25 protein-coding genes are annotated in these 24,488 nt (G+C 76.6%); 15 read left to right on the top strand and 10 right to left on the bottom strand.

The window, feature by feature from the left end; genetic code table 11:
* Window positions 1–19: 19 nt before the first annotated feature.
* Window positions 20–1,414, bottom strand: coding sequence for a class II fumarate hydratase (locus BLQ97_RS08595; protein WP_091365129.1), 1,395 nt, complete (start codon window positions 1,412–1,414; stop codon window positions 20–22).
* A 156-nt stretch (window positions 1,415–1,570) separates the two neighbouring features.
* Between BLQ97_RS08595 and BLQ97_RS08600 the strand changes: the two genes are divergently transcribed.
* Together BLQ97_RS08600 and BLQ97_RS08605 are read left to right on the top strand one after the other, a co-directional pair.
* Window positions 1,571–2,140 (top strand): hypothetical protein, encoded by a 570-nt coding sequence (locus BLQ97_RS08600; RefSeq protein WP_091365131.1) that lies wholly within the window; start codon window positions 1,571–1,573, stop codon window positions 2,138–2,140.
* Window positions 2,141–2,324: 184 nt separating this feature from the next.
* On the top strand, window positions 2,325–3,455 hold the full coding sequence (locus BLQ97_RS08605) for a hypothetical protein (protein ID WP_091365133.1): 1,131 nt from the start codon (window positions 2,325–2,327) through the stop codon (window positions 3,453–3,455).
* A gap of 76 nt (window positions 3,456–3,531) precedes the next feature.
* Here the strand turns inward: BLQ97_RS08605 and glpX are convergent, their stop codons facing one another.
* Window positions 3,532–4,596, bottom strand: coding sequence for a class II fructose-bisphosphatase (gene glpX, locus BLQ97_RS08610; RefSeq protein ID WP_217637099.1), 1,065 nt, complete (start codon window positions 4,594–4,596; stop codon window positions 3,532–3,534).
* A 118-nt stretch (window positions 4,597–4,714) separates the two neighbouring features.
* Here glpX and BLQ97_RS08615 point away from each other — a divergent pair, with 118 nt between their 5' ends.
* Window positions 4,715–5,347, top strand: coding sequence for a DUF4245 domain-containing protein (locus BLQ97_RS08615; RefSeq protein ID WP_091365137.1), 633 nt, complete (start codon window positions 4,715–4,717; stop codon window positions 5,345–5,347).
* A 7-nt stretch (window positions 5,348–5,354) separates the two neighbouring features.
* On the opposite strand, the gene BLQ97_RS08620 is transcribed toward BLQ97_RS08615, so the two are convergent.
* The 3 genes from BLQ97_RS08620 to BLQ97_RS23270 are packed head-to-tail and all read right to left on the bottom strand — an operon-like array spanning window position 5,355 to window position 8,386.
* Window positions 5,355–5,573: an exodeoxyribonuclease VII small subunit gene (locus tag BLQ97_RS08620; protein ID WP_091365139.1), complete on the bottom strand. Its 219-nt coding sequence runs from the start codon at window positions 5,571–5,573 to the stop codon at window positions 5,355–5,357.
* Window positions 5,570–6,790 carry an exodeoxyribonuclease VII large subunit gene (xseA, locus tag BLQ97_RS08625; RefSeq protein WP_091365141.1) on the bottom strand — a complete coding sequence of 407 codons (1,221 nt, stop codon included), beginning with the start codon at window positions 6,788–6,790 and terminating at the stop codon, window positions 5,570–5,572. Before xseA ends, BLQ97_RS08620 begins: the two co-directional genes overlap by 4 nt.
* Before the next feature lie 57 nt (window positions 6,791–6,847).
* The gene (locus BLQ97_RS23270; protein ID WP_175471645.1) at window positions 6,848–8,386 is read right to left on the bottom strand and encodes a hypothetical protein; all 1,539 of its coding nucleotides are present in this window, start codon (window positions 8,384–8,386) and stop codon (window positions 6,848–6,850) included.
* A gap of 177 nt (window positions 8,387–8,563) precedes the next feature.
* Between BLQ97_RS23270 and BLQ97_RS08635 the strand changes: the two genes are divergently transcribed.
* On the top strand, window positions 8,564–9,514 hold the full coding sequence (locus tag BLQ97_RS08635) for a 4-hydroxy-3-methylbut-2-enyl diphosphate reductase (protein ID WP_091365142.1): 951 nt from the start codon (window positions 8,564–8,566) through the stop codon (window positions 9,512–9,514).
* A gap of 167 nt (window positions 9,515–9,681) precedes the next feature.
* Here the strand turns inward: BLQ97_RS08635 and BLQ97_RS08640 are convergent, their stop codons facing one another.
* The 4 genes from BLQ97_RS08640 to BLQ97_RS08655 all read right to left on the bottom strand — a co-directional run bounded on the left by BLQ97_RS08640 (window position 9,682) and on the right by BLQ97_RS08655 (window position 13,938).
* Window positions 9,682–10,374 (bottom strand): DUF6542 domain-containing protein, encoded by a 693-nt coding sequence (locus tag BLQ97_RS08640; protein WP_217637100.1) that lies wholly within the window; start codon window positions 10,372–10,374, stop codon window positions 9,682–9,684.
* Window positions 10,375–10,575: 201 nt separating this feature from the next.
* A complete protein-coding gene (locus BLQ97_RS08645; RefSeq protein WP_091365145.1) occupies window positions 10,576–11,775 on the bottom strand; it encodes a DNA recombination protein RmuC in 1,200 nt (399 codons plus the stop codon).
* A gap of 121 nt (window positions 11,776–11,896) precedes the next feature.
* Complete coding sequence (locus BLQ97_RS08650) at window positions 11,897–12,433, bottom strand: methylated-DNA--[protein]-cysteine S-methyltransferase (RefSeq protein WP_091365147.1); 537 nt, start codon at window positions 12,431–12,433, stop codon at window positions 11,897–11,899.
* Window positions 12,430–13,938 (bottom strand): AlkA N-terminal domain-containing protein, encoded by a 1,509-nt coding sequence (locus BLQ97_RS08655; RefSeq protein WP_281181386.1) that lies wholly within the window; start codon window positions 13,936–13,938, stop codon window positions 12,430–12,432. Before BLQ97_RS08655 ends, BLQ97_RS08650 begins: the two co-directional genes overlap by 4 nt.
* A 147-nt stretch (window positions 13,939–14,085) precedes the next feature.
* On the opposite strand from BLQ97_RS08655, the gene BLQ97_RS08660 reads away from it, so the two are divergent.
* From BLQ97_RS08660 to BLQ97_RS23855, 11 genes are all read left to right on the top strand, one after another.
* The gene (locus BLQ97_RS08660; protein WP_091365151.1) at window positions 14,086–15,381 is read left to right on the top strand and encodes a S8 family serine peptidase; all 1,296 of its coding nucleotides are present in this window, start codon (window positions 14,086–14,088) and stop codon (window positions 15,379–15,381) included.
* 9 nt (window positions 15,382–15,390) lie between these two features.
* Entirely contained in the window at window positions 15,391–15,636 is a 246-nt protein-coding gene (locus tag BLQ97_RS08665) for a hypothetical protein (RefSeq protein ID WP_091365152.1), read from the top strand.
* A 41-nt stretch (window positions 15,637–15,677) separates the two neighbouring features.
* A complete protein-coding gene (locus tag BLQ97_RS08670) occupies window positions 15,678–16,274 on the top strand; it encodes a hypothetical protein (RefSeq protein ID WP_091365154.1) in 597 nt (198 codons plus the stop codon).
* Window positions 16,275–16,356: 82 nt separating this feature from the next.
* Complete coding sequence (locus BLQ97_RS08675; protein ID WP_091365790.1) at window positions 16,357–17,259, top strand: ABC transporter ATP-binding protein; 903 nt, start codon at window positions 16,357–16,359, stop codon at window positions 17,257–17,259.
* Window positions 17,256–18,083 carry an ABC transporter permease gene (locus BLQ97_RS08680; protein WP_091365156.1) on the top strand — a complete coding sequence of 276 codons (828 nt, stop codon included), beginning with the start codon at window positions 17,256–17,258 and terminating at the stop codon, window positions 18,081–18,083. The genes BLQ97_RS08675 and BLQ97_RS08680 overlap by 4 nt, the downstream gene beginning before the upstream one ends.
* A complete protein-coding gene (locus tag BLQ97_RS08685; protein ID WP_245691980.1) occupies window positions 18,080–19,321 on the top strand; it encodes a sensor histidine kinase in 1,242 nt (413 codons plus the stop codon). Before BLQ97_RS08680 ends, BLQ97_RS08685 begins: the two co-directional genes overlap by 4 nt.
* Window positions 19,318–19,956, top strand: coding sequence for a response regulator (locus tag BLQ97_RS08690; protein WP_091365158.1), 639 nt, complete (start codon window positions 19,318–19,320; stop codon window positions 19,954–19,956). The genes BLQ97_RS08685 and BLQ97_RS08690 overlap by 4 nt, the downstream gene beginning before the upstream one ends.
* 41 nt (window positions 19,957–19,997) lie before the next feature.
* Window positions 19,998–21,032 carry a class I SAM-dependent methyltransferase gene (locus tag BLQ97_RS08695; protein ID WP_091365159.1) on the top strand — a complete coding sequence of 345 codons (1,035 nt, stop codon included), beginning with the start codon at window positions 19,998–20,000 and terminating at the stop codon, window positions 21,030–21,032.
* 57 nt (window positions 21,033–21,089) lie between these two features.
* On the top strand, window positions 21,090–22,487 hold the full coding sequence (locus BLQ97_RS08700) for a nicotinate-nucleotide adenylyltransferase (RefSeq protein WP_091365161.1): 1,398 nt from the start codon (window positions 21,090–21,092) through the stop codon (window positions 22,485–22,487).
* 101 nt (window positions 22,488–22,588) lie between these two features.
* Window positions 22,589–22,975, top strand: a complete 387-nt coding sequence (locus BLQ97_RS23850) for a DUF222 domain-containing protein (RefSeq protein WP_139173534.1) — start codon at window positions 22,589–22,591, stop codon at window positions 22,973–22,975.
* A gap of 250 nt (window positions 22,976–23,225) precedes the next feature.
* Entirely contained in the window at window positions 23,226–23,408 is a 183-nt protein-coding gene (locus BLQ97_RS23855) for a hypothetical protein (protein WP_091365164.1), read from the top strand.
* A 42-nt stretch (window positions 23,409–23,450) separates the two neighbouring features.
* Here BLQ97_RS23855 and BLQ97_RS08715 read toward each other — a convergent pair whose 3' ends face one another.
* Window positions 23,451–24,488 (bottom strand): alpha/beta fold hydrolase, encoded by a 1,038-nt coding sequence (locus BLQ97_RS08715; protein ID WP_091365166.1) that lies wholly within the window; start codon window positions 24,486–24,488, stop codon window positions 23,451–23,453.

Consider the following 24,488-nt stretch of genomic DNA (forward strand, 5'->3'; position numbering starts at 1 on the left):
CCGGGCCCACCCCGGGCCGTCAGGGGTGGGTCATGGACAGGACGTCGAGGGCCTCGTCGAGCTGCTGCTCGGTCAGCTTCCCCTGCTCCACGTAGCCGCGTTCCACGACGACCTCGCGGATCGTCCTGCGCTCGGCCAGCGACTGCTTGGCGACCTTCGCCGCCTCCTCGTAGCCGATGTACTTGTTCAGCGGCGTGACGATCGACGGCGAGGACTCGGCGTAGGTGCGGCACTGCTCGACGTCGGCGACGATCCCGTCGACGCAGCGGTCGGCGAGCAGCCGGCTGACGTTGGCCAGCAGCCGGATCGACTCCAGCACGTTGCGGGCCATCAGCGGCAGCGTCACGTTGAGCTCGAAGACGCCGGTGGTGCCGGCGTAGGTGACCGCCGCGTCGTTGCCGATCACCTGGGCGCCCACCTGGATGACCGCCTCGGGGATCACCGGGTTCACCTTGCCCGGCATGATCGAGCTGCCCGGCTGCAGGTCGGGCAGCTGGATCTCGCCGAGGCCGGTGCGCGGGCCCGAGCCCATCCACCGCAGGTCGTTGGCGATCTTCACCAGGCCCACGGCGATCGTCTTGAGCTGACCGCTGCCCTCGACCAGGGCGTCGCGGGAGCTCTGCGCCTCGAAGTGGTCGCGCGCCTCGGTGAGCGGGAGGTCGAGCTCGGCGGCGAGCTTCTCGATGATCGCGGCGGCGAACCCGGGCGGGGTGTTGATGCCGGTGCCGACGGCGGTGCCGCCCAGCGGCAGCTCGCCGATGCGCGGCAGCGAGGCGTGCAGCCGCTCCACGCCGTAGCGCACCGCTGCGGCGTAGCCGCCGAACTCCTGGCCGAGGGTGACCGGGGTGGCGTCCATCAGGTGGGTGCGGCCACTCTTGACGACCTCGCGGAACTCCTCGGCCTTGCGCGACAGCGCGGCCTCGAGGTGCTGCAGCGCCGGGACGAGGTCGCGCACGATCGCCCGGGTGGCGGCCACGTGGATGGCCGAGGGGAAGACGTCGTTGGACGACTGCGAGGCGTTGACGTGGTCATTGGGGTGCACCGGCGTGCCCGTGGCCTCGGTGGCCAGGGTCGCGACGACCTCGTTGGTGTTCATGTTGCTCGACGTCCCCGAGCCGGTCTGGAAGACGTCGATGGGGAAGTGCTCGTCCCAGGTGCCGGAGGCGACGTCGGCGGCCGCGGCGGCGATCGCGTCGGCGACGCCGCGGTCGAGCACGCCGAGGTCGGCGTTGACCCGCGCGGCGGCGCCCTTGATGGCGGCCAGGGCGGCGATGAGCTCGCGCTCGATGGGCGTGCCGGAGATGGGGAAGTTCTCGACGGCGCGCTGGGTCTGCGCCCGCCACTTGGCCCAGGCGGGGACGCGGACCTCCCCCATGGAGTCGTGTTCGATGCGGTGGTCCTGCTCGGTGGCCACGCTGGCTCCCGTGTGGTGTCGGTGGGATCGCTGCTGCACGCGTGACCCTAGAAGCACCCCGTCGTCCCTCCTGCCCGCAGGCCCGGAGCGGGACCCGGGAGGGGGCCGATCGGGGACCTACGGTTCCCCGGACGTCCCCAGCCCCGAGGAGGGCCCGTGTCCCACCCGCCGTCCGTCGACCCGTCCTGGGAGCCGCCGGCCTGGACCCCGCCGCCGGCACCCACCCCCGCGGGCGCGTGGACGCCGTGGGGGACCTGGGACCCCGCCGCCGGCCGCCCCGTCCCGCCCCCGCCGCTGCCCGCGCCGCCGGCGTCCCCCGGCCGGCCGGGGCGCACCGTGCTCGCCGCGACCGCCCTGGGTGCCGCCGGCCTGGTCACCGCCACCGTCCTCGGCGCGCTGGTGCTGAGCTCGGCCGCCGACGAGCTCGGCCGCGGGATCGGTGCGGGCGTGGCCGAGGCCGTGGGCGCCGGTGGCGTCTACGCCGACCCGTCCTGGACCGGCGGGGCGCTCGGCCCGGTCGAGCAGTCCGACCCGGTGGAGCCCGACGAGCTCGGCCCCGACCCGGTGCTCGACGCCTACGCGCAGAGCTGCTTCGACGGCGACCTGCAGGCCTGCGACGACCTGTTCTACGAGTCGCCGCCGCTGTCGGGCTACGAGGAGTACGGCTCGACCTGCGGGGGCCGGGTGCGGCAGTACGAGGTCCCCGCCTGCACCGACCTGGACTGAGCGCCGCTGCCAGTCGTCCGCCAGCGACCCGCAAGCGCGTCCGGCCAGGCTGTCCGTGACCCCAGGTGCCGCCGGGGACCGTGGGACGGGGCGCCGCCGTCCCGTGACCGCGTTCCGCTCCCGGCCCACCCGGGGCCGACCGAGACTGTCGGGCGCACCCGACCCGAAGCGAGGAGTCCCCACCATGTCCCAGCCTCCCCACCCTCCGCCGGGCGGCACCGACCCCGGGGCGCCGCAGCCGGGGCAGCAGGGCTGGGGCGCGTCCGACGACCCGACCGCGCAGGCCGGTCACCCGGCGCCCCCCACGTCGCAGTTCCCGTCGGGGCAGTACGGCCAGCAGGGGCAGTACGGGCAGCCCGGCCAGTACGGCGAGCGTGACCGGACCACCCCCCTCGGCCCGCCGGGCCAGGACCCGCACCAGGCCCCGTACGGCCAGCAGTACGGCGAGCAGTACGGCCAGCAGCCCCCCGGCGGGTACGACCCGAACCAGGCGCAGTACGGCCAGCAGTACGGGCAGCAGCCCTACGGCCAGCAGCCCTACGGCGCGTACGACCCGAACCAGGCCCAGTACGGCCAGCAGTACGGGCAGCAGTACGGGCAGCAGTACGGCCAGCAGCCCTACGGCCAGCCGCAGCGGCCGGCGAGCAGGCGGAACCTGGTCGTCGCGCTGACCGTCGGTGGGGTGCTGCTGCTCGCGGGGCTCGCCGTCGGGCTGTTCTTCCTGCTCCGCGGGGACGACGGCGGCACCACGGTCGCCGACCCGACCGGCACGAGCACGAGCACGAGCTCGTCGTCCGCGGGCTCGTCGTCCCCGAGCTCCTCCGTGGGCTCGTCGTCGCCCGCGGGCGCGTGCGAGGAGCCGTCGGGGAGCGGAACGGCGGGCGTGCCCGACCCGGCGTCGCCCTGCTCGATCACCGAGCCCGACCCCGACGGGGAGTTCCTCCCGCTGGCCGAGCAGTGCGCGGCCGAGGACTGGACGGCGTGCGACGACCTCTTCTTCGCCACCTCGATCGGGTCGGACTGGGAGGAGTACGGCTCCACCTGCGGCGGTCGCAACGACCCGCAGGGCGGCGGCTGCGAGGAGCTCTACGCCGGTGGCGGCGTCCCGCCGGCCACGATCCCGCCCACCGGGCTCGGCTCGGACCCTGCGCTGAACGCCCAGGCGCAGAGCTGCTACGACGGCGACATGGCCGCGTGCGACGACCTGTTCTTCGCCTCCGACGCCGACTCGGCCTACGAGCGCTACGCCGACACCTGCGCCGGCCGGCAGCCGGAGGGCACCGGCGAGCTGTGCACGGTCAGCTTCCCGGAGTGACGGTGCACTGACCGGCGGAGGCCGGCGCACGGCGGGCCCGGCCCCCCTCGGGGTGCCGGGCCCGCTGCATCGGGGGTCAGTCCTCGGTGTCGTGCCGGTCGAAGGGCACCGCGGAGTAGGCGCGCAGCTTCTCCAGCGCGTGCAGGCTGTCGATCGAGCGGATCGTGCCCGACCGCGACCGCATGACCAGCGACTGCGTCGTGCAGCCGCCGGCGCGGTACTGCACGCCGCGCAGCAGCTCGCCGTCGGTGATGCCGGTGGCCACGAAGAAGACGTCGCCGCGCACGAGGTCGTCGATCTGCAGCACCCGGTCGAGGTCGTGGCCGGCGTCGAGGGCCTTCTGCCGTTCCTCGTCGTCCTTGGGCCACAGCCGGCCCTGCAGCGCGCCGCCCATGCACTTGAGCGCGCAGGCGGCGATGATCCCCTCCGGGGTGCCGCCGATGCCCATGAGCAGGTCGACGCCGGTGCCCTCGCGGGCGGCGGCGATCGCGCCGGCGACGTCGCCGTCGGTGATGAACTTGATCCGCGCGCCGGCCTCGCGGACCTCGTGCACCAGCTGCTCGTGCCGCGGCCGGTCGAGGATGCACACGGTGACGTCGGCGACCGAGCCGCGCTTGGCCTTCGCGACCCGGCGGATGTTCTCCGCCACCGGGGCGGTGATGTCGACGACGTCGGCGGCGGCCGGTCCGGTGGCGATCTTCTCCATGTAGAAGACCGCCGACGGGTCGTACATGGCACCCCGGTCGGCGACGGCCATGACCGCGATGGCGTTCGGCATGCCCTTGGCCATCAGCGTGGTGCCGTCGATGGGGTCGACGGCGACGTCGCACTCGGGGCCGTACCCGTCACCGACCTGCTCACCGTTGTAGAGCATCGGCGCCTGGTCCTTCTCACCCTCGCCGATGACGACGACGCCCCGCATGCTCACCGTGCCGATGAGCGCGCGCATCGCGTCGACCGCCGCGCCGTCGCCGCCGTTCTTGTCGCCCCGCCCCACCCAGCGGCCCGCGGCCATCGCGGCGGCCTCGGTGACCCGGACCAGCTCGAGGGCGAGGTTGCGGTCGGGCGCCGGACGGTCGGTGCGGAAGGTGCTCACCCGCTGAGCCGGGGGTACGGGGCCGTCGGGGACGGGAAGGATCACGGGGACCTCCAGAGGAAGGACCCCGTCCTCCCCACCCTCGCCTGCTCGGAGGGTGCGCTGGACGGGGCCGCGGTCGTGGGGCGGCGGGGTGGGTCGGCGGTGCTGCGATCCTAGGGGAATGAGCACTCCCGGCCCGTCGGGCGAGCAGGCCGCCCAGCAGGGCACAGCACCGCCGACCGACGAGCAGCCGCCCCCGCCGCCGTCCGCGGTGGAGCGGGCCAACCGGATGAGCGCGGCCAACATGATCCGGTCGCTGCTGCCGCTGGTGGTCGTCTCCCTGCTCGCCGTCGGCTGGATCGCCTTCCGGCAGGGCGACCCCGACCCGGTGCGCCCGATCGACCCCACCAGCACCGTCCAGCTGGCCGCGGCCCGCGCCGGCTACGCCGTCCAGGTGCCCTCCGAGCTGCCCGACGGCTACCGGCCCACCAGCGCGCGCACCGACGCCGGGGACGCCGTCGACGGGGCGCCGGTGACCCTGCAGATCGGCTACGTGACGCCGTCGACGGAGTACGCGGGCTACGTGACCAGCGACGACCCGGGCGCCGACCCGCTCACCGACGTGCTCGACGGCGCCGAGCAGGAGGGCACCGTGCAGGTGGCGGGGGAGGAGTGGACCCGCTCGACCACCGGCCGCGGCGAGACCGCGCTCTCCCGCGAGGAGGACGGCGTGACGCTGCTGGTGACCGGCTCGGCGCCCGACGCGGAGCTGGAGACGGTGGCCGCCGCGATCGCGCCGGTGGCGGCGCGCTGAGCCCGGCTCAGTCCGGCTGGTCGCCCGGGGTGGCCGCGGCCAGCCGCTCGCGCGCCCGGTCCAGCCAGTGCTGGCACAGCCGGGCCAGCTCCTCGCCGCGCTCCCACAGGGCGAGGGACTCCTCCAGCGTCAGCCCGCCGGCCTCGAGCCGGCGGACCACCTCGGCCAGCTCCTCGCGGGCCTGCTCGTAGGTCTGGGTCGGCTGCTCGGGGGTCGGTGCGCTCACGACCGCCCATCCTGCCGGTCGACCCGGACGGGCAGCCGCCCACCGGCCACCCGCACCGCGAGCCGCTCGTCGTCGCCGACCTCGGCCGGGTCGCGGACCAGCGCGCCGTCGGCCCGCTGCACCAGCGCGTAGCCCCGCTCGAGCGTGGCCTGCGGCGAGAGCGCCGCGACGCGGGCGCGGGCGTGCTCCAGGTCGCGCTCGGCGGTCTCGACGCGGTGGGTGAGCGTGCGCCGGGCGCGGTCGCGCAGGGCGGAGACGTCGTCGGCGCGGCCGTGCAGCAGCCGCTCGGGGGCGGCCAGCGCCGGCCGGCTGCGCACCCCCTCCAGCCAGCGCACCTGCTGCTCGAGCCGCAGCGCGAGCAGGTGCCGGGCGCGGGCGCGCAGCCCGTCGACCAGCCGCCGCTGCTCACCGATCTCGGGCACCACCCGGTGCGCGGCGTCGGTGGGGGTGGCCGCCCGGACGTCGGCCACGTGGTCGACCAGGGTGGTGTCGGTCTCGTGCCCGACGGCGGTGACCACCGGGGTGCGGCAGGCGGCGATCGCGCGGACCAGGCCCTCGTCGGAGAAGGGCAGCAGGTCCTCGACCGAGCCGCCGCCGCGGGCGAGGACGATGACCTCGACCTCCGGGTCGCGGTCGAGCCGCTGCAGGCCGTCGATGACCGACGCGGCGGCGTTCACGCCCTGCACCAGGCTGTGGTGGACGGCGAAGCGCACCGCGGGCCAGCGCCGCCGGGCGGTGACCAGCACGTCGCGCTCGGCGGCGGAGTCCTTCCCGGTGACCAGCCCGACGACGGCCGGCGCGAAGGGCAGCGGCCGCTTGCGGGCGGCGTCGAAGAGGCCCTCGGCGGCCAGCAGCCGGCGGATGCGCTCGATGCGGGCCAGCAGCTCACCGAGGCCGACGGCGCGGATCTCGGTGGCGCGCAGCGAGAACGACCCGCGGGCGATGTAGTAGTCGGGCCGGGCGCGGACGATGACGCGCGCGCCCTCGGTGAGCTCCAGGCCGGGGCGGTCGGCGACGTCGCGGGCGCAGGTGACCGGCACCGAGAGGTCGGCGGCCGGGTCGCGCAGGGTGAGGAACACCGTCGCCGCCCCGCGGCGGGACAGCTGGGCGACCTGGCCCTCGACCCACACCTCGCCCAGCCGGCCGATCCACTCGGCGACCTTGCGGGCCACCGTGCGCACCGGCCACGGCGCCTCGGGGGAGGAGGGCGCGGTCATGCACCCGAGGGTGCCAGGCGGGACCGACCGTCCCGCCCGGCACCCTCGCCGGGGTCGCTAGCCGCGGGGCTGCAGGGGGCTGGCGTCGACGGCCTGCTGCTCGAGCTTCTCCAGCCGGTTGCGCAGCATGGTGACGAACTGCGGCCGGTTGCTGCCGGCCTCCTCGTAGGCGAGCAGGTCCTGCACCGTGGCGAGCTGGTACCCGCGCAGCCGGCCGCGCAGCTGGGCGATGCTGAAGCTGTCGTAGCCCTCGATCGGGGCCGCGGCCTGCTCGGCGCCGCTCGCCGTGTCGTCGGAGGACGTGTCGGGCTGCTCGTCGACCGCGCCCACCGCGGCCACGGGCGTGCCGCCCTCGTCGGTGGCGGTCGCGGCGGCGGAGTCGGTGCCGGTGCCGGTGCCGGTGTCGGGCTCCTCGGCCGGGCCGGCCTCGGCGCCCACCTCCTCGTCGACGCGGGCGTGCTCCTCGGTGACGACGTCGCTGCCCGCGCCGGTGGCGGTCCCGGTCCCGGCCGCCGCCTCGTCGCCCTCCGGGGCGACGACGCCCTCGTGGGTGACGGTGCCCTCGACGGTGGCGACCTCGCCGTCGGGCGTGACGACGTCGACCTCGGACGGCGCCTCACCGCCCGCGTCGGGCTGCGCGTCCCCGGCCAGCACGCCGGCGTCGCCGGTCGCCCCGTCGCCGGCCGCCTCGCCGGTGGTCGCCTCGTCCGTCGTCGCCTCGTCGGCCAGGCCGATGTCGGTGTCGGGCACGCCGGAGTCGGCGGCGTCGGGCAGAACGGTGTCGTCGCTGCCCACGTCGGGGGCGCCGGCCAGCTCACCGACCGGGGAGCCTCCGGGGTCGCTGGCGGCGGGCGCGTCGTCGGGGGTGGTGGTGTCGGTAGCGGCGCCGGACTCCGGGCCGGTGCCCTCCGCCTCGAGCAGCGCCGACTCCAGCGCGTCCTCGGCGGTGAGCGTGGAGTCGGCCGCGTCGAGGGCGGCCCCGGCCTCCTCGGCGCCCTGCACCTGGTCGGTGATGCCCTCCAGGGCGGCCACGACCTCGGCCGGCGCCGGGTCCGGCGGCAGCCCGGCGGTCTCGTCGTCGACCAGGCCGGCCGCGTCGGTGTCGACGTCGACCTCCATGACGTCGACCTGGGTGAGCCCCACCCGCGCGTCGGTCTCGTCGAGGGCGGAGGCGGTGTCCTCCACGGCGGCGACGACCGCGTCGGCGGCCGGGTCGTCGGGGAGGGCCGCGACCTCCTCGTCGGTGATGGTGCCGGCGGTGGTGTCGACGTCGGGTGCGCGGTCGAAGGCGGAGTCGCGCCGGACGTCGATCGGCTGGGCCACCAGCGGGCCGCCGTCCGCGGACCGGTCCTCGTCGTCGTCGTCGAAGGTGGCCAGCCCCGGCTCGCTCTCGCCCCGGATTCCGGTGAGCACCTCGTCGCCGCGGGCCACCAGGCCCGACCACTGCTGCTGCAGCTTCATCGCGGCCTGCAGGGCGATGCCGATGAGGCGCACCGGCAGTCCCGGCAGGGTCCGGGGGAGGCTGCGGACGTCGTCGAGGACGGTGGCGGCCAGACCGACACTCGCCCGGATCGGCTCGGGGATCTCACGGGACATGGCCCCAGCCTGCCCCAGTGCCCGCGGAACGGCATCGTGTGCCCCGCCCCGGCCACCCGGTCGAGCAGGCCGCACGGTGTGACGTTGGCGACGTTCCGGGACGGCCTCCCTGCAGGGGCCCGCCGCGAGCCGGCGAGTGGCGGGGAGCAGGGAGGTCCTTTCTCTACCATGGGGGCCATGGCTGATCAGCGCGGACGCGTCCTGCTGGCCGATCCCCGGGGCTACTGCGCCGGCGTCGACCGGGCGGTGATCGCCGTCGAGCGGGCGCTGGAGATCCACGGCGCGCCGGTCTACGTCCGCAAGCAGATCGTCCACAACAAGCACGTCGTGGCCACCCTCGAGCGGCGCGGCGCGGTCTTCGTCGACGAGACCGACGAGGTGCCCGAGGGGTCGGTCGTCGTCTTCAGCGCCCACGGCGTCTCGCCGGCGGTGCACCAGGAGGCCGCGGCCCGGCAGCTGCGGACCATCGACGCCACCTGCCCGCTGGTCACCAAGGTGCACCAGGAGGCCAAGCGGTTCGCCCGCGACGACTACGACATCCTGCTCATCGGCCACCGTGGCCACGAGGAGGTCGAGGGCACCTCCGGTGAGGCGCCGTCGCACATCCAGCTCGTCGACGGTCCCGAGGACGTCGCGGCCGTGCAGGTGCGCGACCCCGAGAAGGTCGTCTGGCTGTCGCAGACGACGCTGTCGGTCGACGAGACGCTGGCGACGGTCGACCAGCTGCGCACCCGCTTCCCCGGCCTGCAGTCCCCGCCCAGCGACGACATCTGCTACGCCACCCAGAACCGCCAGCAGGCGGTCAAGCAGATGGCCGCCGAGTGCGACCTGGTGGTCGTCGTCGGCTCGACCAACTCGTCGAACTCGGTGCGGCTGGTGGAGGTCGCGCTGGAGGCCGGCGCCCGGGCCGCGCACCTGGTCGACTACGCCGCGGAGATCGACGAGGCCTGGCTCGAGGGCGTGGGCACCGTCGGCGTGACCAGCGGTGCCTCGGTGCCCGAGGTGCTGGTCAGCGAGGTGCTCGACTGGCTGGCCGCGCGCGGCTACCCCGACGTCGGGACGGTCAAGGCCGCCGAGGAGCGGCTGGTCTTCGCGCTGCCCCACGAGCTGCGGCCCAAGCGCGGCTGACCCGCCCGGAACGCAGCAGGGCCCCCCTCCCGACCGGGAGGGGGGCCCTGGTACGTGCGTGGAACGGCCTCCCTGCAGGGGCCCGCCGCAGGCCCCGTCCAGAGGCTCGTCCCGAGCTCGCGAGGGATGAGGAGGACGGGGTCCTTCCACGGTGGGAGGTCCTCCCGTCAGCGGCGGGCGGCCCAGCGGACGATCGCGACCACCAGGGCGGCGACGGTGGCGACGGCCATGGTCGGGAAGCCGCGGACGAGCACGGTGGCGATCGTCGGCAGGTTGAGGCTGGCCGAGGGGGCCAGGCCCACGTTCACCGCGGCGACGGCGACGAACACCAGCGGCGGGGCGACGGCGGGGGTGAGCAGGTCGCGCCGTCGGACCAGCAGCGTCGCGACGGCCGAGCCGGCGACCAGCGTGACCAGGGTCAGCGTGCCGAGGCCCACGCCGAAGAAGGAGTCGACGGCGCCGCCGGCCAGGGTGAGCACGAAGACCCCGAGGACGGCGACGGCGCCGCGCAGCCGGCTGCCGGACCCCGCCTCGGAGGGCCCGCGTCGGGCGGCGGGGCGCCCGGGGGCGCGGCCGCCGCGGCGGGCACCGGCGTCGTCGCGGTCGGGGAGCGGCGGCACCGCGGCCGAGGGGGTGCGCTGCGAGGGGCGCGCGCCGCCCGCGGCGGGACGGCCGGTCCCACCCGCCCGGCTGGGGGCGGGCACCGCGGGACGGCCGCGCGGCGGGGGCGGCGGGACCGGCGGACGGGCCATGCGCACCGGGCGGTCGGGGCCGGTCAGGTCGGGACGGAGGCTGCCGTGGTGGCGCTCCGGGCGCACTCCGCTGTCCCGCCAGGTGTCGGCTGCACGCACCGAGGCCATGGCACCTCCCCGTCCGGACCGGTGGGCCCCGGGCGGGGCCGCTGTCGGCACTCACGGTAGCGACGGGACCGGGATCGACGGGCCGTTTGCCGGTGTCGCACCTCGACACATCTGCGTGTCGATTTGGCAAGTCTCGGTGAGGGGCGTGCGTGGTGTGACGGACGGGCCGTCCGGGGCGGAGGGGGTGCCGGCCCCGGCGGGTCAGCCGTCCCGGGTCCAGCGCAGGGGGCGCACCTCGTCGTCGGCGGGGTCGCGCTCGGTCAGCAGGGTCCGCTCGGGCAGCGCGGGACGGCCGACCGCCAGGACGGGGTGGTGCCCGGCCCCGATGTCGTCACCGTCGTCGTCACGCTCGTCGGCCGCGTCGTCGGTGCGGTCGTCGGCGGGGCGGAGGGCGCGGACCACGGCCTCGACCGCCGGGGGCGTGGGCACCGGGGTCTCGGCGACGCCGAGGTCGTCGAAGCGGCGGGCGGCGGCCAGCACCGAGCGCTCGTAGGAGCCGACCGTCTCGTTGTAGCGGGCGAGCGTGGCACCCAGCGCCGACCCGAGCCGGGTGAGGTGGCCCGACAGCGTGGTCAGGCGGGCGTGCAGCCGGCGGCCGACCTCGATGACCTGGTCGGCGTCGCGGGCCAGCCGCTCCTGCCGCCAGGAGTGGGCCACCGTGCGCAGCAGCGCCAGCAGGGTGCTCGGCGTCGCGATGACGACGTCGCGGCCGAAGCCGTACTCGAGCAGCCCGGGCTCGGCCTCCAGCGCGGTCGTGAGGAACCCGTCGGAGGGCACGAACAGCACGGTGAACGGCGCCGCCGGCCGGAAGGCGGTGGGGTAGCGGCGCGCGGCGAGCTGGTCGACGTGGGTGCGCAGCTGGCGGGCGTGCGCGGCGAGCCGCTGGTCCCGCACGGCCTGGTCGGTGGCCTGGACCGCCTCGATGTAGCCGGTGAAGGGCACCTTCGCGTCGACGACCACCTGCCGCCCGTCGGACAGGGTGACGACCAGGTCGGGGCGGACGCCGGCGCCCTCGTCGTTGGTCGACGACGGCTGCTCGACGAAGTCGCAGTGCTCGAGCAGGCCCGCGACCTCGACCACCCGGCGCAGCTGCACCTCGCCCCACCGGCCGCGCACGTGCGGCGTCCGCAGCGCGGTGACCAGCGCCGCGGTCTCCTGGCGCAGCATCGCGCTGGTCTGCCCGACGGTGCCCATCTGCTCGCGCAGCTCGCCGTGGGCGGTGGCCCGGGCCTGCTCCATGCCGGCGAGCAGCCGGTGCAGGTGGTCGATCGACTCGTGCAGCGGGTCGAGCCCGGTGTCGGCCGGCCGGCGGCGGGCCAGCAGCGCGACGACCCCGAGCGTGACGGCCGCCCCCAGCAGCACCCCGAGGAGCAGGCCGAGCAGCAGGGAGGCGGCGTCCACGGACAGCAGCGTGCAACACCGCACCGACAACTCCCGGGAGGCGGCCCCGTCCCACTGCCGTGGCCCCCCTGCCGGGTCCCGCCGCGAGCGGAGGGAGTGGCGGGGGCAGGGGGGTCCTCCGTCAGGCGTCGACGGGGACGGGGGCGTGCTCCGCCTCGTGGTCGAGCAGCCAGCGCTTGACCGGCGTGCCCCACCGGAAGCCGCCGAGGCCGCCGTCGGAGCCGAGCACGCGGTGGCAGGGCACGAACAGCGCCGCGGCGTTGCGGGCGCAGGCGTTGGCCGCGGCCCGCACCGCCGACGGCCGGCCGCAGCGCGCGGCGAAGGCGGCGTAGGTGTCGGGCTGCCCGGCGGGCACCGTGCGCAGCACCTCCCACGCGTCCTCGAGGAAGGGGCCGGAGCGCTGCCGCACCGGGACGGCGTCGATCGCGGTGACGTCGCCGTCGACGAAGGCCGCCACGGTGTCGAGCACCGGCAGGGTGTCGGCGCGCTCGACCCAGGTGGGCCGCAGCGCGCGGTGGACGACCGGCAGCAGCTCGGCGACGTCGGCGGTCCAGCCGGCGGCCAGGACGACGTCCTCCCCGTCGACCCCGGTGGTGACGACGACGGTGAACGGTCCGGGCGGGGTGGCCACGGTGGCGTGGCGCGCGGGCGGGGTCATGACGCACTCCGATCGGGGGCGGGGGAGCGGGGGGCGGGGAGGGACGGGCGGGTGAAGAGTGTGGGCGCCGCGAGGGCCCACAGGTGCACCGCGGCGTACGAGCGCCACGGCCGCCAGCGTGTCGCGGCGTCGGTGTCGGAGCTGCCGACGGCGGCCAGGGCGCGGCGCAGCGCGAGGTCACCGGGCAGCCACACGTCGGGGTCGCCGAGCCCGCGCATCACGACCAGCGCCGCGGTCCACGGGCCGATGCCCGGCAGCGCCAGCAGGTCGCGGGCGGCCTCCTCGCGGTCGCAGCCGGGGTCGAGGGCCACCCGCCCCTCGGCGAGCGCGGCGGCCAGGCCGGTCAGCGTGCGGCGGCGGGCGCCGGTGAGGCCGACGGCCGACAGGTCGGCCCCCGCCAGCGCCTCGGGCCGCGGGAAGGCGGCGGTCAGCGTGCCGACCGGCTCGGCCAGCGGCGTCCCGGCGAGCGCGACGACGCGGGCGGTGAGCGTGCGGGCGCCGGCCACCGACACCTGCTGGCCCAGGACGGCGCGCGCCGCGGCCTCCGGGCCGTCCGGCGACGCGGGCACCCGGCGGCCGGGCGCGCCGGCGACCAGCGGGGCCAGTGCCGGGTCGGCGGCGAGGACCTCGTCGACAACGAGCGGGTCGGCGTCGAGGTCGAGCAGCCGCCGGCAGCGGGGGACGGCGGCGCGCAGGTCGCGCAGGTCGGTGAGCAGCAGCCGCGCGGTCACCGCCGGGCCGCCGTCGGCCGCGGGGGAGAGCCGGACGACGCCGGGGCCGGCGGGCAGGTCCAGCACGCGGGAGAACGTCGTGCCGTCCCACTCCTCCAGGCCCGGGACGGCGTGCGCGCCCAGGAAGTGCAGCACCTCCGCGGCGTCGAACGGGGCGCGGGCGGCCAGCCGCAGGGTCAGCCAGCCCGGCGTCCCGCCGTCGCCGCCCGGCCGCCGGAGGCGCAGCTCGGACGGGGTGCAGGCGAACACCTCGCGCACGGTGTCGTTGAACTGCCGGACGCTGGCGAACCCGGCCGCGAAGGCGACGTCGGTCATCGGCAGGTCGGTGGTCTCGACGAGCACCCGCGCGGTCTGCGCGCGCTGGGCGCGGGCGACGGCGAGCGGGCCGACGCCGAGCTCGCCGACCAGCAGCCGGTGCACCTGCCGCTCGGAGTAGCCCAGCCGCGCGGCCAGGCCGGGCACGCCGGTGCGCTCGACCTCGCCGTCGGCGATCAGCCGCATGGCCCGGGCGACGACGTCGGCGCGCACGTCCCACTCCGGCGACCCGGGGACGGCGTCGGGGCGGCAGCGGCGGCAGGCGCGGAAGCCGGCGGCCTGCGCACCGGCGGCGGTGCCGAAGAAGCAGACGTTGGCCGCGGCGGGGGTGCGCGCCGGGCAGGAGGGTCGGCAGTAGATGCCCGTGGTGCGGACGGCGGTGACGAACCAGCCGTCGAAGCGGGCGTCCCGGCTGGCGACCGCGCGGTAGCAGCGCTCGGCGTCCAGGGAGGCGGTCACGGGATCGAGCATGACAGCACGCAGGAGCGGTGACTGGCGGTTTCCGGACGTCGCCGTCGCCGCCGTCCGGGTGCGCGCTGTCACCTCCTCCCGACAGACTGCCGACCATCCGCCGGTGCTCCGGCCGGCGGGGACGAGGGGGACACCGTGATCGATCCACCGACCCGCCGCGGCCCGGGCCCGAGGCCGCCCGTCCGGACCACCGGGCGCCAGGTCGTCGTCTTCGCCGACCGCGACGACCTGCAGGTCGACTGGTCGGCGGCCGGCATCACCGACGTGGCCGACTCCCGCGACTTCGCCGCCGGGCGGGTGCCGGCGCAGACGCTGCGCGAGGCCGGCGCCACCGTGTTCGCGCGGCTGGGCATCGCGGTCGTCGCCGCCGGCCCCGACCAGGTCGGCGCGCTGCGCGCCGCGGCGCGGCCGGTGCTGTCGGTGTCGCCGGAGCTGGTGCACCGGGTGCTGCCGGAGGACACCGCCGGGTACGTGCGGGGCTACCGCGACGGCGTCGCCGACCTCGCCGGGCGGGTGCTCGGCGGCGCGGGCGAGGACGGCACCGCGGCCCCGCCGCTGTTCCAGGACACCGCGACCGCGACCTGGGGCGTGCAGGCCGTGCGGGCGACGACGTCCCCGTACACCGGCAGCGGCATCCGGGTCGCCGTCCTCGACACCGGGCTGGACCTCGAGCACCCCGACTTCGCCGGCCGCACGATCACCGCGGAGTCCTTCGTGCCCGGGGAGACCGCGCAGGACGGGCACGGTCACGGCACCCACTGCGTGGGCACCTCCTGCGGGCCGCGCACGCCCCCGGGCGGCCCGCGCTACGGGATCGCCTCGGAGGCCGAGGTGTACGTGGGCAAGGTGCTCGGCGACGAGGGCAGCGGGGACGACGGCGGCATCCTGGCCGGCATCGACTGGGCGGTGGCCAACGGCTGCGCGGTGATCTCGATGTCGCTGGGCGCCGACGTGGCCGAGGCCCACCCGCCCTACTCCGCGGCCGGGCGGCGGGCGCTGCAGCAGGGCTCGCTGATCGTGGCCGCGGCCGGCAACAACGCCGACCGCCGGTCGGGCGAGTTCGGCTTCGTCGGCGCGCCGGCCAACAGCGTGGAGGTCCTCGCGGTGGGCGCGCTCGACCCGGCGCTGACGGTGGCCTGGTTCTCCGCGCGGAGCCTGCCCTCACCCGGCGGCGAGGTCGACGTCGCCGCGCCCGGCGTGGACGTGCTCTCCACCTGGCCGATGCCCGAGCGCTACAACACGATCAGCGGCACCAGCATGGCCACCCCGCACGTCGCGGGGGTCGCCGCGCTGTGGGCCGAGGCCACCGGGCGGCGCGGCTACGAGCTGTGGGCCACGCTCACCCAGGCGGCGCAGCGGCTGGGCGAGCCGTCGGTCGACGTGGGCAGCGGGCTGGCGCTGGCGCCCCAGGAGGGGGCCGGCGGGGCGTAGCCTCCCGCCATGGCCCTCCCGCTGACGCCGGTCAGCGTCACCGTCGACGACGGCCACCTGGCCCAGGTCGAGACGGTGGCGCAGGCGCTGCGCGACTCCGGCATGGAGGTCGAGCGGGTGCTCGGCTCGGTCGGCGTCATCACCGGCCGCGCCCCGGCCGACGCCCGCCGGAGCCTGCTGGCCGTCGAGGGCGTGACGTCGGTCGACGGGCAGCTGCAGGTCTCGCTGCCCCCGCCCGACGCCCCCGTCCAGTAGCCGGTGGGGACCCTCGCGCGCCGCCGTCCGTTGGACGGGTCGTGCAGGTGCCCCGGCAGGTCGCGTCCCGGCAGCGGAGGGTCGTCGCGCTGGTCGCCGGCGTCCTGGTGCTGCTCGCGGCCGTGCTGGTGGTCCGCTCGGTGACCGCCGAGCCGCCGCGGTCGGCCGAGTGCGCCGCCGCCGGGCCCGCCGTGCGGGTCGACCCCGCCGCGGTCCCGGACGGACCGGTCGCCGGGTACGGCGCCGAGCAGCTGGCCAACGCCGCGGCGATCGTCAACGCCGCCGAGGCGCTCGGGCTGGACACCTGCGCGCAGGTCGTCGGCGTGATGACCGCGATGGGGGAGTCCTCCCTGCGGGTGCTCGACCGCGGCGACGCCGCCGGCCCGGACTCCCGCGGGCTGTTCCAGCAGCGGGACAACGGCGCCTGGGGCTCCTACGCCGACCGGATGGACCCCACCACCAGCGCGACCAACTTCTTCCGGGCGCTGCTGGAGGTGCCCGGCTGGGCGTCGCTGGAGCCGACCATCGCCGCGCACCGCACCCAGCGCAACGCCGACCCGTACCACTACGCGCGCTACTGGGAGCCCGCCGTGGCGGTCGTCTCGGCGCTGGCCGGCCGGCCGGTGCTCGGCGGCTGACCGGCAGCGTCCACCGACCGGTGGACGGCGGACCCACGGAACGGGCGTCCCGGTGGACGCCGCGACCGGCCAGGCTGGGGCCATGACAGCGATCCAGGTGGCGCCGGTCCCGGTGCCGGTCGGGCAGGACCCGGCGGTCCGCGTGCGCGGGCTGGTCAAGCGGTACGGCGGCCGCGCCGTGGTCGACGGCGTGGACCTCGACGTCCGCCGCGGCGAGGTCTTCGCCCTGCTCGGGCCCAACGGGGCGGGCAAGACGACCACCGTCGAGGTGCTCGAGGGCGTGCGCCGGCGCGACGGCGGCGAGGTCACCGTCCTCGGCGAGGACCCGGCGACGGCGGGGCGGGGCTGGCGCGACCGGATCGGCGTGGTCGCGCAGAGCACCGGCGTCGGCGACGCGCTCACCGTGCGCGAGACGCTCGACCACTTCGCCCGCTACCACGGCACCGCCCGGCCCACCGCCGAGCTGCTCGCCGCGGTGGGCCTTCCCGAGGCCGCGGGCACCCGGGTGGCGCGGCTCTCCGGCGGCCAGCGGCGCCGGCTGGAGGTGGCGCTCGGCGTGCAGGGCCGCCCGGAGCTGCTGTTCCTCGACGAGCCCACCACCGGCATGGACCCGGTGGCCCGCCGGCGGTTCTGGGACCTCGTCCGCGGCCTGCGGGCCGGCGGGACGACCGTGGTGCTCACCACGCACTACCTCGACGAGGCCGCCGAGCTCGCCGACCGGGTCGGCGTCCTGGCCGACGGGCGGCTGGTCGACGTCGCTCCGCCCGGCGAGCTCGGTGCGCAGCTGCGGCGGGTGGCCACCGTGCGCTGGACCGAGGACGGCGCGACCCGCGAGGTGCGCACCCCCGAGCCGGCCGCCGTGCTCCGCGACCTGCTCGCCGCGCACCCGGCCGGCGAGGTGCCCGGCCTGACCGTCACCCGCCCCGGCCTGGAGGACGTGTACCTGTCCCTGGTCGGCGCCACCCCCGAGGGAGAGACCCGATGACCGCCGTCCTGACCCCCGCGACGACCCGCCCGGCGCCGCCGTCGGCACTGGCCATCGGCCTGGCCCGCACCGGCCTGGAGCTGCGGTTGTTCGTCCGCGACCCGGCGCAGGTGGTGTTCTCCTTCGCCTACCCGATCGTGATGCTGGTGATCTTCGCGTCGGTGTTCGCCGGCGAGGACCGGCCCGGCGGCGTGCCGTTCGCGCAGTACTTCCTCGCCGGGATCGCCGCCACCGGGATCATGCTGACCAGCTTCCAGGCGGTGGGCACGGCGCTGGCCGAGGAGCGCGAGCGCGGCGACCTGGCCCGCCTGCAGGTCATCGGCACCCCGCCGCTGGGCTACTTCCTCGGCAAGGCCGGCCAGGTGCTGGTGACGACGGTGCTGCAGCTGGCGGTGCTGCTCACCGTGGCCGCCACCGTCTACGACGTGTCGCTGCCCACCGGCGTCGGCCGCTGGCTGACCTTCGCCTGGGTGGTGCTGCTCGGGGCGGTGGCCGGCACGGTGCTCGGCACCGCGGTGGCGTCGGCGGGCAGCAGCCGCGCGGTGGGCAACGGGATCAGCGCGTTCGCCGTCGTCCTGCAGTTCTTCTCCGGGGTGTTCTTCGTCTTCTCCGAGCTGCCCTCGTGGATGCAGGAGGTGGCCGCGGTCTTCCCGCTGAAGTGGCTGGTGCAGGGCATGCGGTCGGTGTTCCTGCCCGACGCCGCGGCCGCGGCCGAGCCCGCGGGCAGCTGGGAGCACGGGACCACCGCCCTCGTGCTGGCCGCGTGGGTGGTCGTCGGTCTCGTGGTCTGCGCCCGCACGTTCCGCTGGCGCCGGACGGCGTGAGCACCGCCCGCCGCCGGCTGGCCGCCGTCCTCGTCCCCGCCGCCGGGGACGAGGGCGGCGAGCCGCTGTCCGCCCGAGGGTGGCGCGCCACCGTCGTCGGGATGCACGTCATCTCGGCGGCGGTCTGGACGCTGGCGGTGGCCAGCGTGCTCTCCGGCGAGGTGACCGCGCCCGTGGAGCAGGGGCCGGTGCTCGCCGTCCTGGCGGTGCTGGCGCTGTCCTACGTCCTCGCCGGCGGGCCGGCGGTGGCGGGCGGGCACCCGCGGCGGGCGCTGGTCCACCTCGTCGTCGTGGTGGTCGCCTTCGGGCTGCTGGGCCGGCTGGCGCCGGGGCTGCTGTTCCTGCTCTTCCTGGCCTACCCGCAGGTCTGGTTCGTGGTGCAGGGCCGGCTGACCGGAGTGGCCTGGACGGTGCTGCTGGCCGTGGCCAGCGCGGTCGGCCCGGTCTCCGGGGCGGTGGCCGGCGGTACCACGCTGGAGGTCCTGCGCGAGTCGGTGGTCAGCCTGGCGTTCAGCCTGGCGCTCGGGCTGTGGATCAGCCACGTGCTGCGGCAGAGCGCGGAGCGGGCCGACCTCATCGAGCAGCTCCGGCGCACCCGCTCGGAGCTGGCCACCGCCGAGCGCGAGCGCGGGGTGCTCGCCGAGCGGGAGCGGCTGGCGGGGGAGGTGCACGACACGCTGGCGCAGGGCTACACCTCGATCGTGGTGCAGGCGCAGACCGCCGCCGCGCTGCTCGCCGCCGACCCCGACGCCGCCCGCGAGCGGCTGTCGGTGATCGAGGAGGTCGCGCGCGACAACCTGGCGGAGGCCCGGGCGGTGGTGGCGGCGTTCCGGCCGGTGGCCCTCGACGGGTCGACGCTGGTCGAGGCGCTGCAGCGGCTGGCGTCCCGCTTCGCGCGGGAGACGGGGCTGGCGGTGCGGGTGGACACCGGCGCGCTCGACGGCGTGCCGGCGCTGCGCACCGACGAGGAGGTGGTCCTGCTGCGCGGGGCGCAGGAGGCGCTGACCAACGTCCGCCGGCACGCGGGGGCCACGGCCGTGGTGCTGCGGCTGGCGCGGGTGGGCCCGCAGGTGTCGGTGCACGTGGAGGACGACGGCGTGGGCTTCGACCCGTCGGCGGTGGCCGCGTCGGGTCTGGAGGGGCTGCGCGGTCGGGTGGCGCAGGTGGGTGGCGAGGTCGACGTCGCCTCGGCGCCGGGCGCGGGCACCCGGGTGACCGTGCGGGTGCCGGGGTCGTGAGCATCCGGGTGCTGGTGGTCGACGACCACCCGGTGGTGCGCGGCGGGCTGGTCGGCTGGCTGGCGGCGCAGCCCGACCTCGACGTCGTCGGGGAGGCCGGCGACGGGCAGGAGGCGCTGGCGCTGGTGGCGTCCACCGCGCCGGACGTCGTCCTCATGGACCTGCGGATGCCGCGGGTGGACGGCGTCACCGCGACCGAGCGGCTCGCCGCCACGCACCCCGACGTGCGGGTGCTGGTGCTCACCACCTACGACACCGACGCCGACATCCTGCGCGCCGTCGCGGCGGGGGCCACCGGCTACCTGCTCAAGGACGCGCCGCTGCCGCAGCTGGCCGACGCCGTCCGTGCCGCCGCCCGGGGGGAGACCGTGCTCGCGCCCCCGGTGGCCGCCCGGCTGGTGTCCCGCATGCGCGCACCGGCCCCCGAGGAGCCCACCCCGCGGGAGCTGGAGGTGCTGGCCGGGGTGGCGCGCGGGCTGACCAACGCCGAGATCGGCCGGGAGCTGTTCATCGGCGAGGCCACGGTGAAGACCCACCTGCTGCGGGTGTTCGCCAAGCTCGGCGTGGACGACCGCACCCGGGCGGTGATGGTCGCGGTCGAGCGCGGCCTGCTGCCCGGCCCCGGCTCGCGCTAGGAACCCTGGTCGCCCGCCCCGGCGGCCGACAGGGTGACCGCATGGCCCGGCTGATCAGCCCCCGCGCGCTGCTCGAGCTGCTGCGGACCGGCGACGCCCGTGCGCGGTGGCGTGCCGCGCAGGACGGGCAGGCCGCCCTGCGCCTGCAGGTCGTCAGCGCCGCGCTCGACACCGGGGTGCTCGACGAGCTGGCCCGGGCGCCCGCGGGCACCGCCGAGCTCGCCCGTCGCACCGGTGTCACCGAGCCCGCGCTGCTGGAGGCCTTCCTGCGCGTGGCGGCCGTGGTCCGGCTCGTCGACGGGGACGGCGCCGGGTGGCGGCTGGGCCGGGCCGGGCGCGCCGTCGTCGGGGACGACCTCGTCCGGGCCTCCTACCAGGGCTTCGGCGGCTTCCACACCGACCTCTACCGCGGGCTGCGCGCGGTGCTCGCCGGCGGGACGCGGCGGCGGGACGTCGCCGAGCGGGGCGAGGTCATCGCCCGGATGAGCGCCGGCTTCGACGTGTTCGTGCACGACCTGCTCGTGCGGACCGTCGCCGAGCGGCGCCCGCGCCGGGTGCTCGACGTCGGCTGCGGTGCCGGGCTGCAGCTCGCCGGCATGCTGGAGGCGGCGCCCGCGGCCTCGGGGGTCGGGGTGGACGTCGACGCCGAGGCCGCCGCCCTGGCCGCCCGGACCCTGCGGGAGCGCGGGCTCGCCGACCGGGCGACCGTCGAGGCGGTCGACGTCCGGACCGCGCTCGCGACGGGACCGGCCGGCGCGCTCGCCGAGCCCTTCGACCTCGCCCTGCTGGCCAACGTCGTCTACTACCTGCCTCCGGCCGAGCGGGTGCCGCTGCTGCGGGCGGTCGCCGGCCTCCTGGCCCCCGGCGGCACGCTGCTCGTGGTCACCACCGCCGCCGCCCCGCAGCTGTTCAGCCGGCACATGGACCTGCTGCTCCGCGCCCAGGACGGCGACATGCAGCTGCCCGACGCCGACTCCCTGGTCCGGCAGCTGGCCGAGGCCGGCCTCGACCCGCAGCCGCCGCGCAGCCTCGTGCCGGGGACGCCGCTGATCGCGGTGTCGGCCACCCGCGGGTGACCCGGGTCACCCGCCGCTACGCTCGCGCAGCACCCGGACCGCACCCGGAGGTGCTCCATGGACGCTGGTGTCGACACCCTGCAGAAGGCCCTGCAGGTCAACCTGGACCTGCGCTGGTACGGCACCATCGCCGAGATCGGGGCCGGCCAGGAGGTGGCCCGCTGGTTCTTCCGGGCCGGGGGCGCGGCGGGCACGGTGGCCAAGTCGATGTCGGCCTACGACATGGCGGTGAGCGACGCCGTCTACGGCAAGGCCGACCGCTACGTCTCCCAGGGCCGGCTGCAGGCGATGCTCGACCGCGAGCTGCAGCTCAACATCGACCGGCTCGGCGACCAGCGCGGCGACGACACCTCCTTCTTCGCCTTCGCCGACACCGTCGTGGCCCGCAGCTACCGCGGGGGCAACGAGTGCCACGGCTGGATGGGCGTGAAGTTCCAGGCGCACCCGCGCGACGAACCCAGCCAGGTCGTCATCCACGTGCGGATGCTCGACGACGAGGCGCCGCAGCAGCAGGAGGCACTCGGCATCGTCGGCGTGAACCTCCTGCACGCCGCCTTCTTCCAGCACCACGAACCCGACCGGCTCGTGGAGAGCCTGCTCGACCGGCTGACCCCCGGCCGCATCGAGATCGACCTGCTGGAGATGAGCGGCATCGAGTTCCGGATGGTCGACAACCGGCTGATGGCGCTCAAGCTCGTGCAGGTCGGGCTCTCCGGTGCGGCGATGTTCGGTCCCGACCGGCGGGTGCTGCAGCCCAGCGAGGCGCTGCGGAAGAAGGCGATCCTGGTCGAGCGCGGCAGCTTCCGCCCGCCGACCGTGGTCAACATCGACATGCTCGAGGCGGCCCGGACGGCGTTCGAGCAGGACCCGGCGGTCGCCGAGCGCGAGGTGCTCGTGCTCACCGAGCTCACCATGGCCAACCTCCGCGCCGGCGGGGACGTCGTCGACCGGCGGGACTTCCTCGCCCGCGCCGACCTGCTGGCCGCCTGTGGCCTGCCGGTGCTGATCTCGGACTACCTGGCCTACCACCGGCTGGCCGCCTACCTCGCCTGGCGCACCGACGGCCGGCTGGGGATGGTCATGGGGGTGCCCAGCCTGCTCGAGCTGTTCGACGAGGCCGCGCACGCCGACCTGCCCGGCGGGATCCTGGAGAGCTTCGGGCGCCTGTTCAAGAACGACCTGCGGCTGTTCGTCTACCCGATGCTGCGCGACAGCCGGGTGGTCACGGTCGAGACGGCCGAGGTGGCCGAGCAGCTGCGGCCGCTGTTCGACTACCTCCACCGGCGCGGCAGCTTCGTCGGCCTCGACCACCAGGCGGACTACCTGCCGATCCTCAGCCGGGACGTGCTCCGGCGGATCCCCACCGACGACACCGGCTGGGAGGCGATGGTGCCGGCGCAGGTGGCGACACTGATCAAGAAGCGCGGCTTCTTCGGCTACGACCGGTCGCGCTGACCCCTGGTCGCGGCTGGCGCACGGTGGCGCGGATCTGTGGACGAGCCGCTGACCTGCGGATTCGTCCTGCAGCCGCCCGTCGGATCGGCTGGACTTCGTACGTGTGTTCGGGTGACGGGTCGACCGGTGACGTGCTGGACGACGTCGCCGCGCTGGTCGCCGAGCGCAACCGGATCGACGCGTTGTTGGCCCGCCGGGTGCGGGCCGCCGAGCTGTCCCAGGCGGCCGAGCGCGACGGACTGAGGTCGATGCGGTCGTGGCTGGCCGGGCACTGCCGGCTCTCGCCTGCCGCGGCCGCCCGCATCGTGGGCAACGGGCGGGTGCTGGCGCACTTGCCGGCGCTGGCCGAGGCCCACGAGGCCGGCCTGGTCACCGCCGAGCAGGTCGCCGTGGCGGCCACCGCGCTGACACCCGGCTGTGCGACACCACGCTGGCCGCCGGCGGTCTGCCGGTGCTGCGCACGGTCAAGCCGCACATCGCCGCGGTGATCGACCTCGACGACCTCGCCGGCACCGCCACCGGCCCGGAGGCCGCCCGGATGGGGTTCGGCGCGGTCGTCTCCGCCGCGAGAGCCCGCTGGCTGGCCTGCGACAGCACCGTCTCCCGCGTGGTCTTCGGCCCCGACGGCGCACCGCTCGACCTCGGCCGCGAACACCGCCTGGCCAACCGGTGTGGCCCCTCCGCAGGGGCCCACCGCGAGCTTGCGAGCGGTGAGGGGGCGGAGGGGTCCTTTCTCTGGTGCACTGGCTCGACGGCGGCGAGACCAACCTGCAGAACTCGGCGCTGCTGTGCGAGCGGCACCACACCAAGGTCCACCACGGCTTCCGCGTCGAGCGACAACCGGACGGGCGGTGGCGGACCTGGCGACCCGACGGCACCGAGATCGGCGTGCCGCCACCGCTGCTGCAACCCGCCGCCTGAGCACCGACCGAGACGCCCGCGCGACCACCCCGACCGGGTCGCTCAGGCTGTGTGCTCCGCAGGGACCGGCGCCCCGGGCGCGGCGAGGGCCCGCTCGACGAGCGCGAGCAGCTGGCGGCTGACCTCGGGACGGCGTTCCAGCTGGACCATGTGCCCGGCGCCAGGGTAGACGGCGAGCTCGGCGGTGGGGAGCGCCTCGGCCAGCGCGCGGCTGTGCTCGACGGGGCAGAGCCGGTCGGCGTCCCCGACGGCGATCAGCACCGGCACGTCGGTGAGGGCGCTCAGTGCGGTCAGCCGGTCGTGGTCGGAGAAGGTGGGCAGGAAGGCGGCCACCGTCTCGGCCGTGGTGCCGCGGTGCACCTCGATGGTGGTCCGCACGTCGGCGGGGTCGGCGGCGCCGCCGAAGACGAGCCACATGTCGGCCTTCCCGACCGCCCGCTTCCTCCCCGCCAGCTCCGCCGTCACCGCGCGCTCGTTGAGCACCGGCAGCGCCTTCTTGACCACGCGGGCCAGCGGCGCCGGCAGCCCGTAGGTGACCGCGTCGAGCCCGCCGGAGCTGGTGCCGACGAAGGCGACGCCGGCCACCCGGTCGCCGAACAGCTCGGGGCGCTGCTCGGCCAGGGCCATGAGTGTCATGCCGCCCATGGAGTGGCCACCGAGGACCACCGGCCCGTCGGGCACGACCTGCTCGAGGACCTGTGCCAGGTCGCGGCCGAGCTGCTCGATGGTGGCGCGGTCCCGCGTCGTCGACCCGGACGCCCCGTGGCCGCGGTGGTCGTAGGTGACCACGGCGAGGTCCGGCCGGGCGTCGAGCAGGTCGTGGACCTGCCCGGCCCACAGGCGGGAGGACTGCACGTAGCCGTGCGCGAGGACGACGGTCGCCGTCGGCTGCTCGCTCCCGGACACCTCGACGTGCAGGTCGACGCCGTCCTCGGTGGTCACGGTCCGGACGCGCCCCCGCGGCAGCGGGGCCGGCGGCGGGACGGGGCTGCGTTCGCGGCCGGCGGCGCGGCGGCGGGCGACGAGGGCGCCGGCCGCGACGGTGAGGGCGCCGGCGGCGGCGAGGGAACGGGTGCGCAT

Source organism: Geodermatophilus telluris (assembly GCF_900102745.1).
Taxonomy (GTDB): Bacteria; Actinomycetota; Actinomycetes; order Mycobacteriales; family Geodermatophilaceae; genus Geodermatophilus; species Geodermatophilus telluris.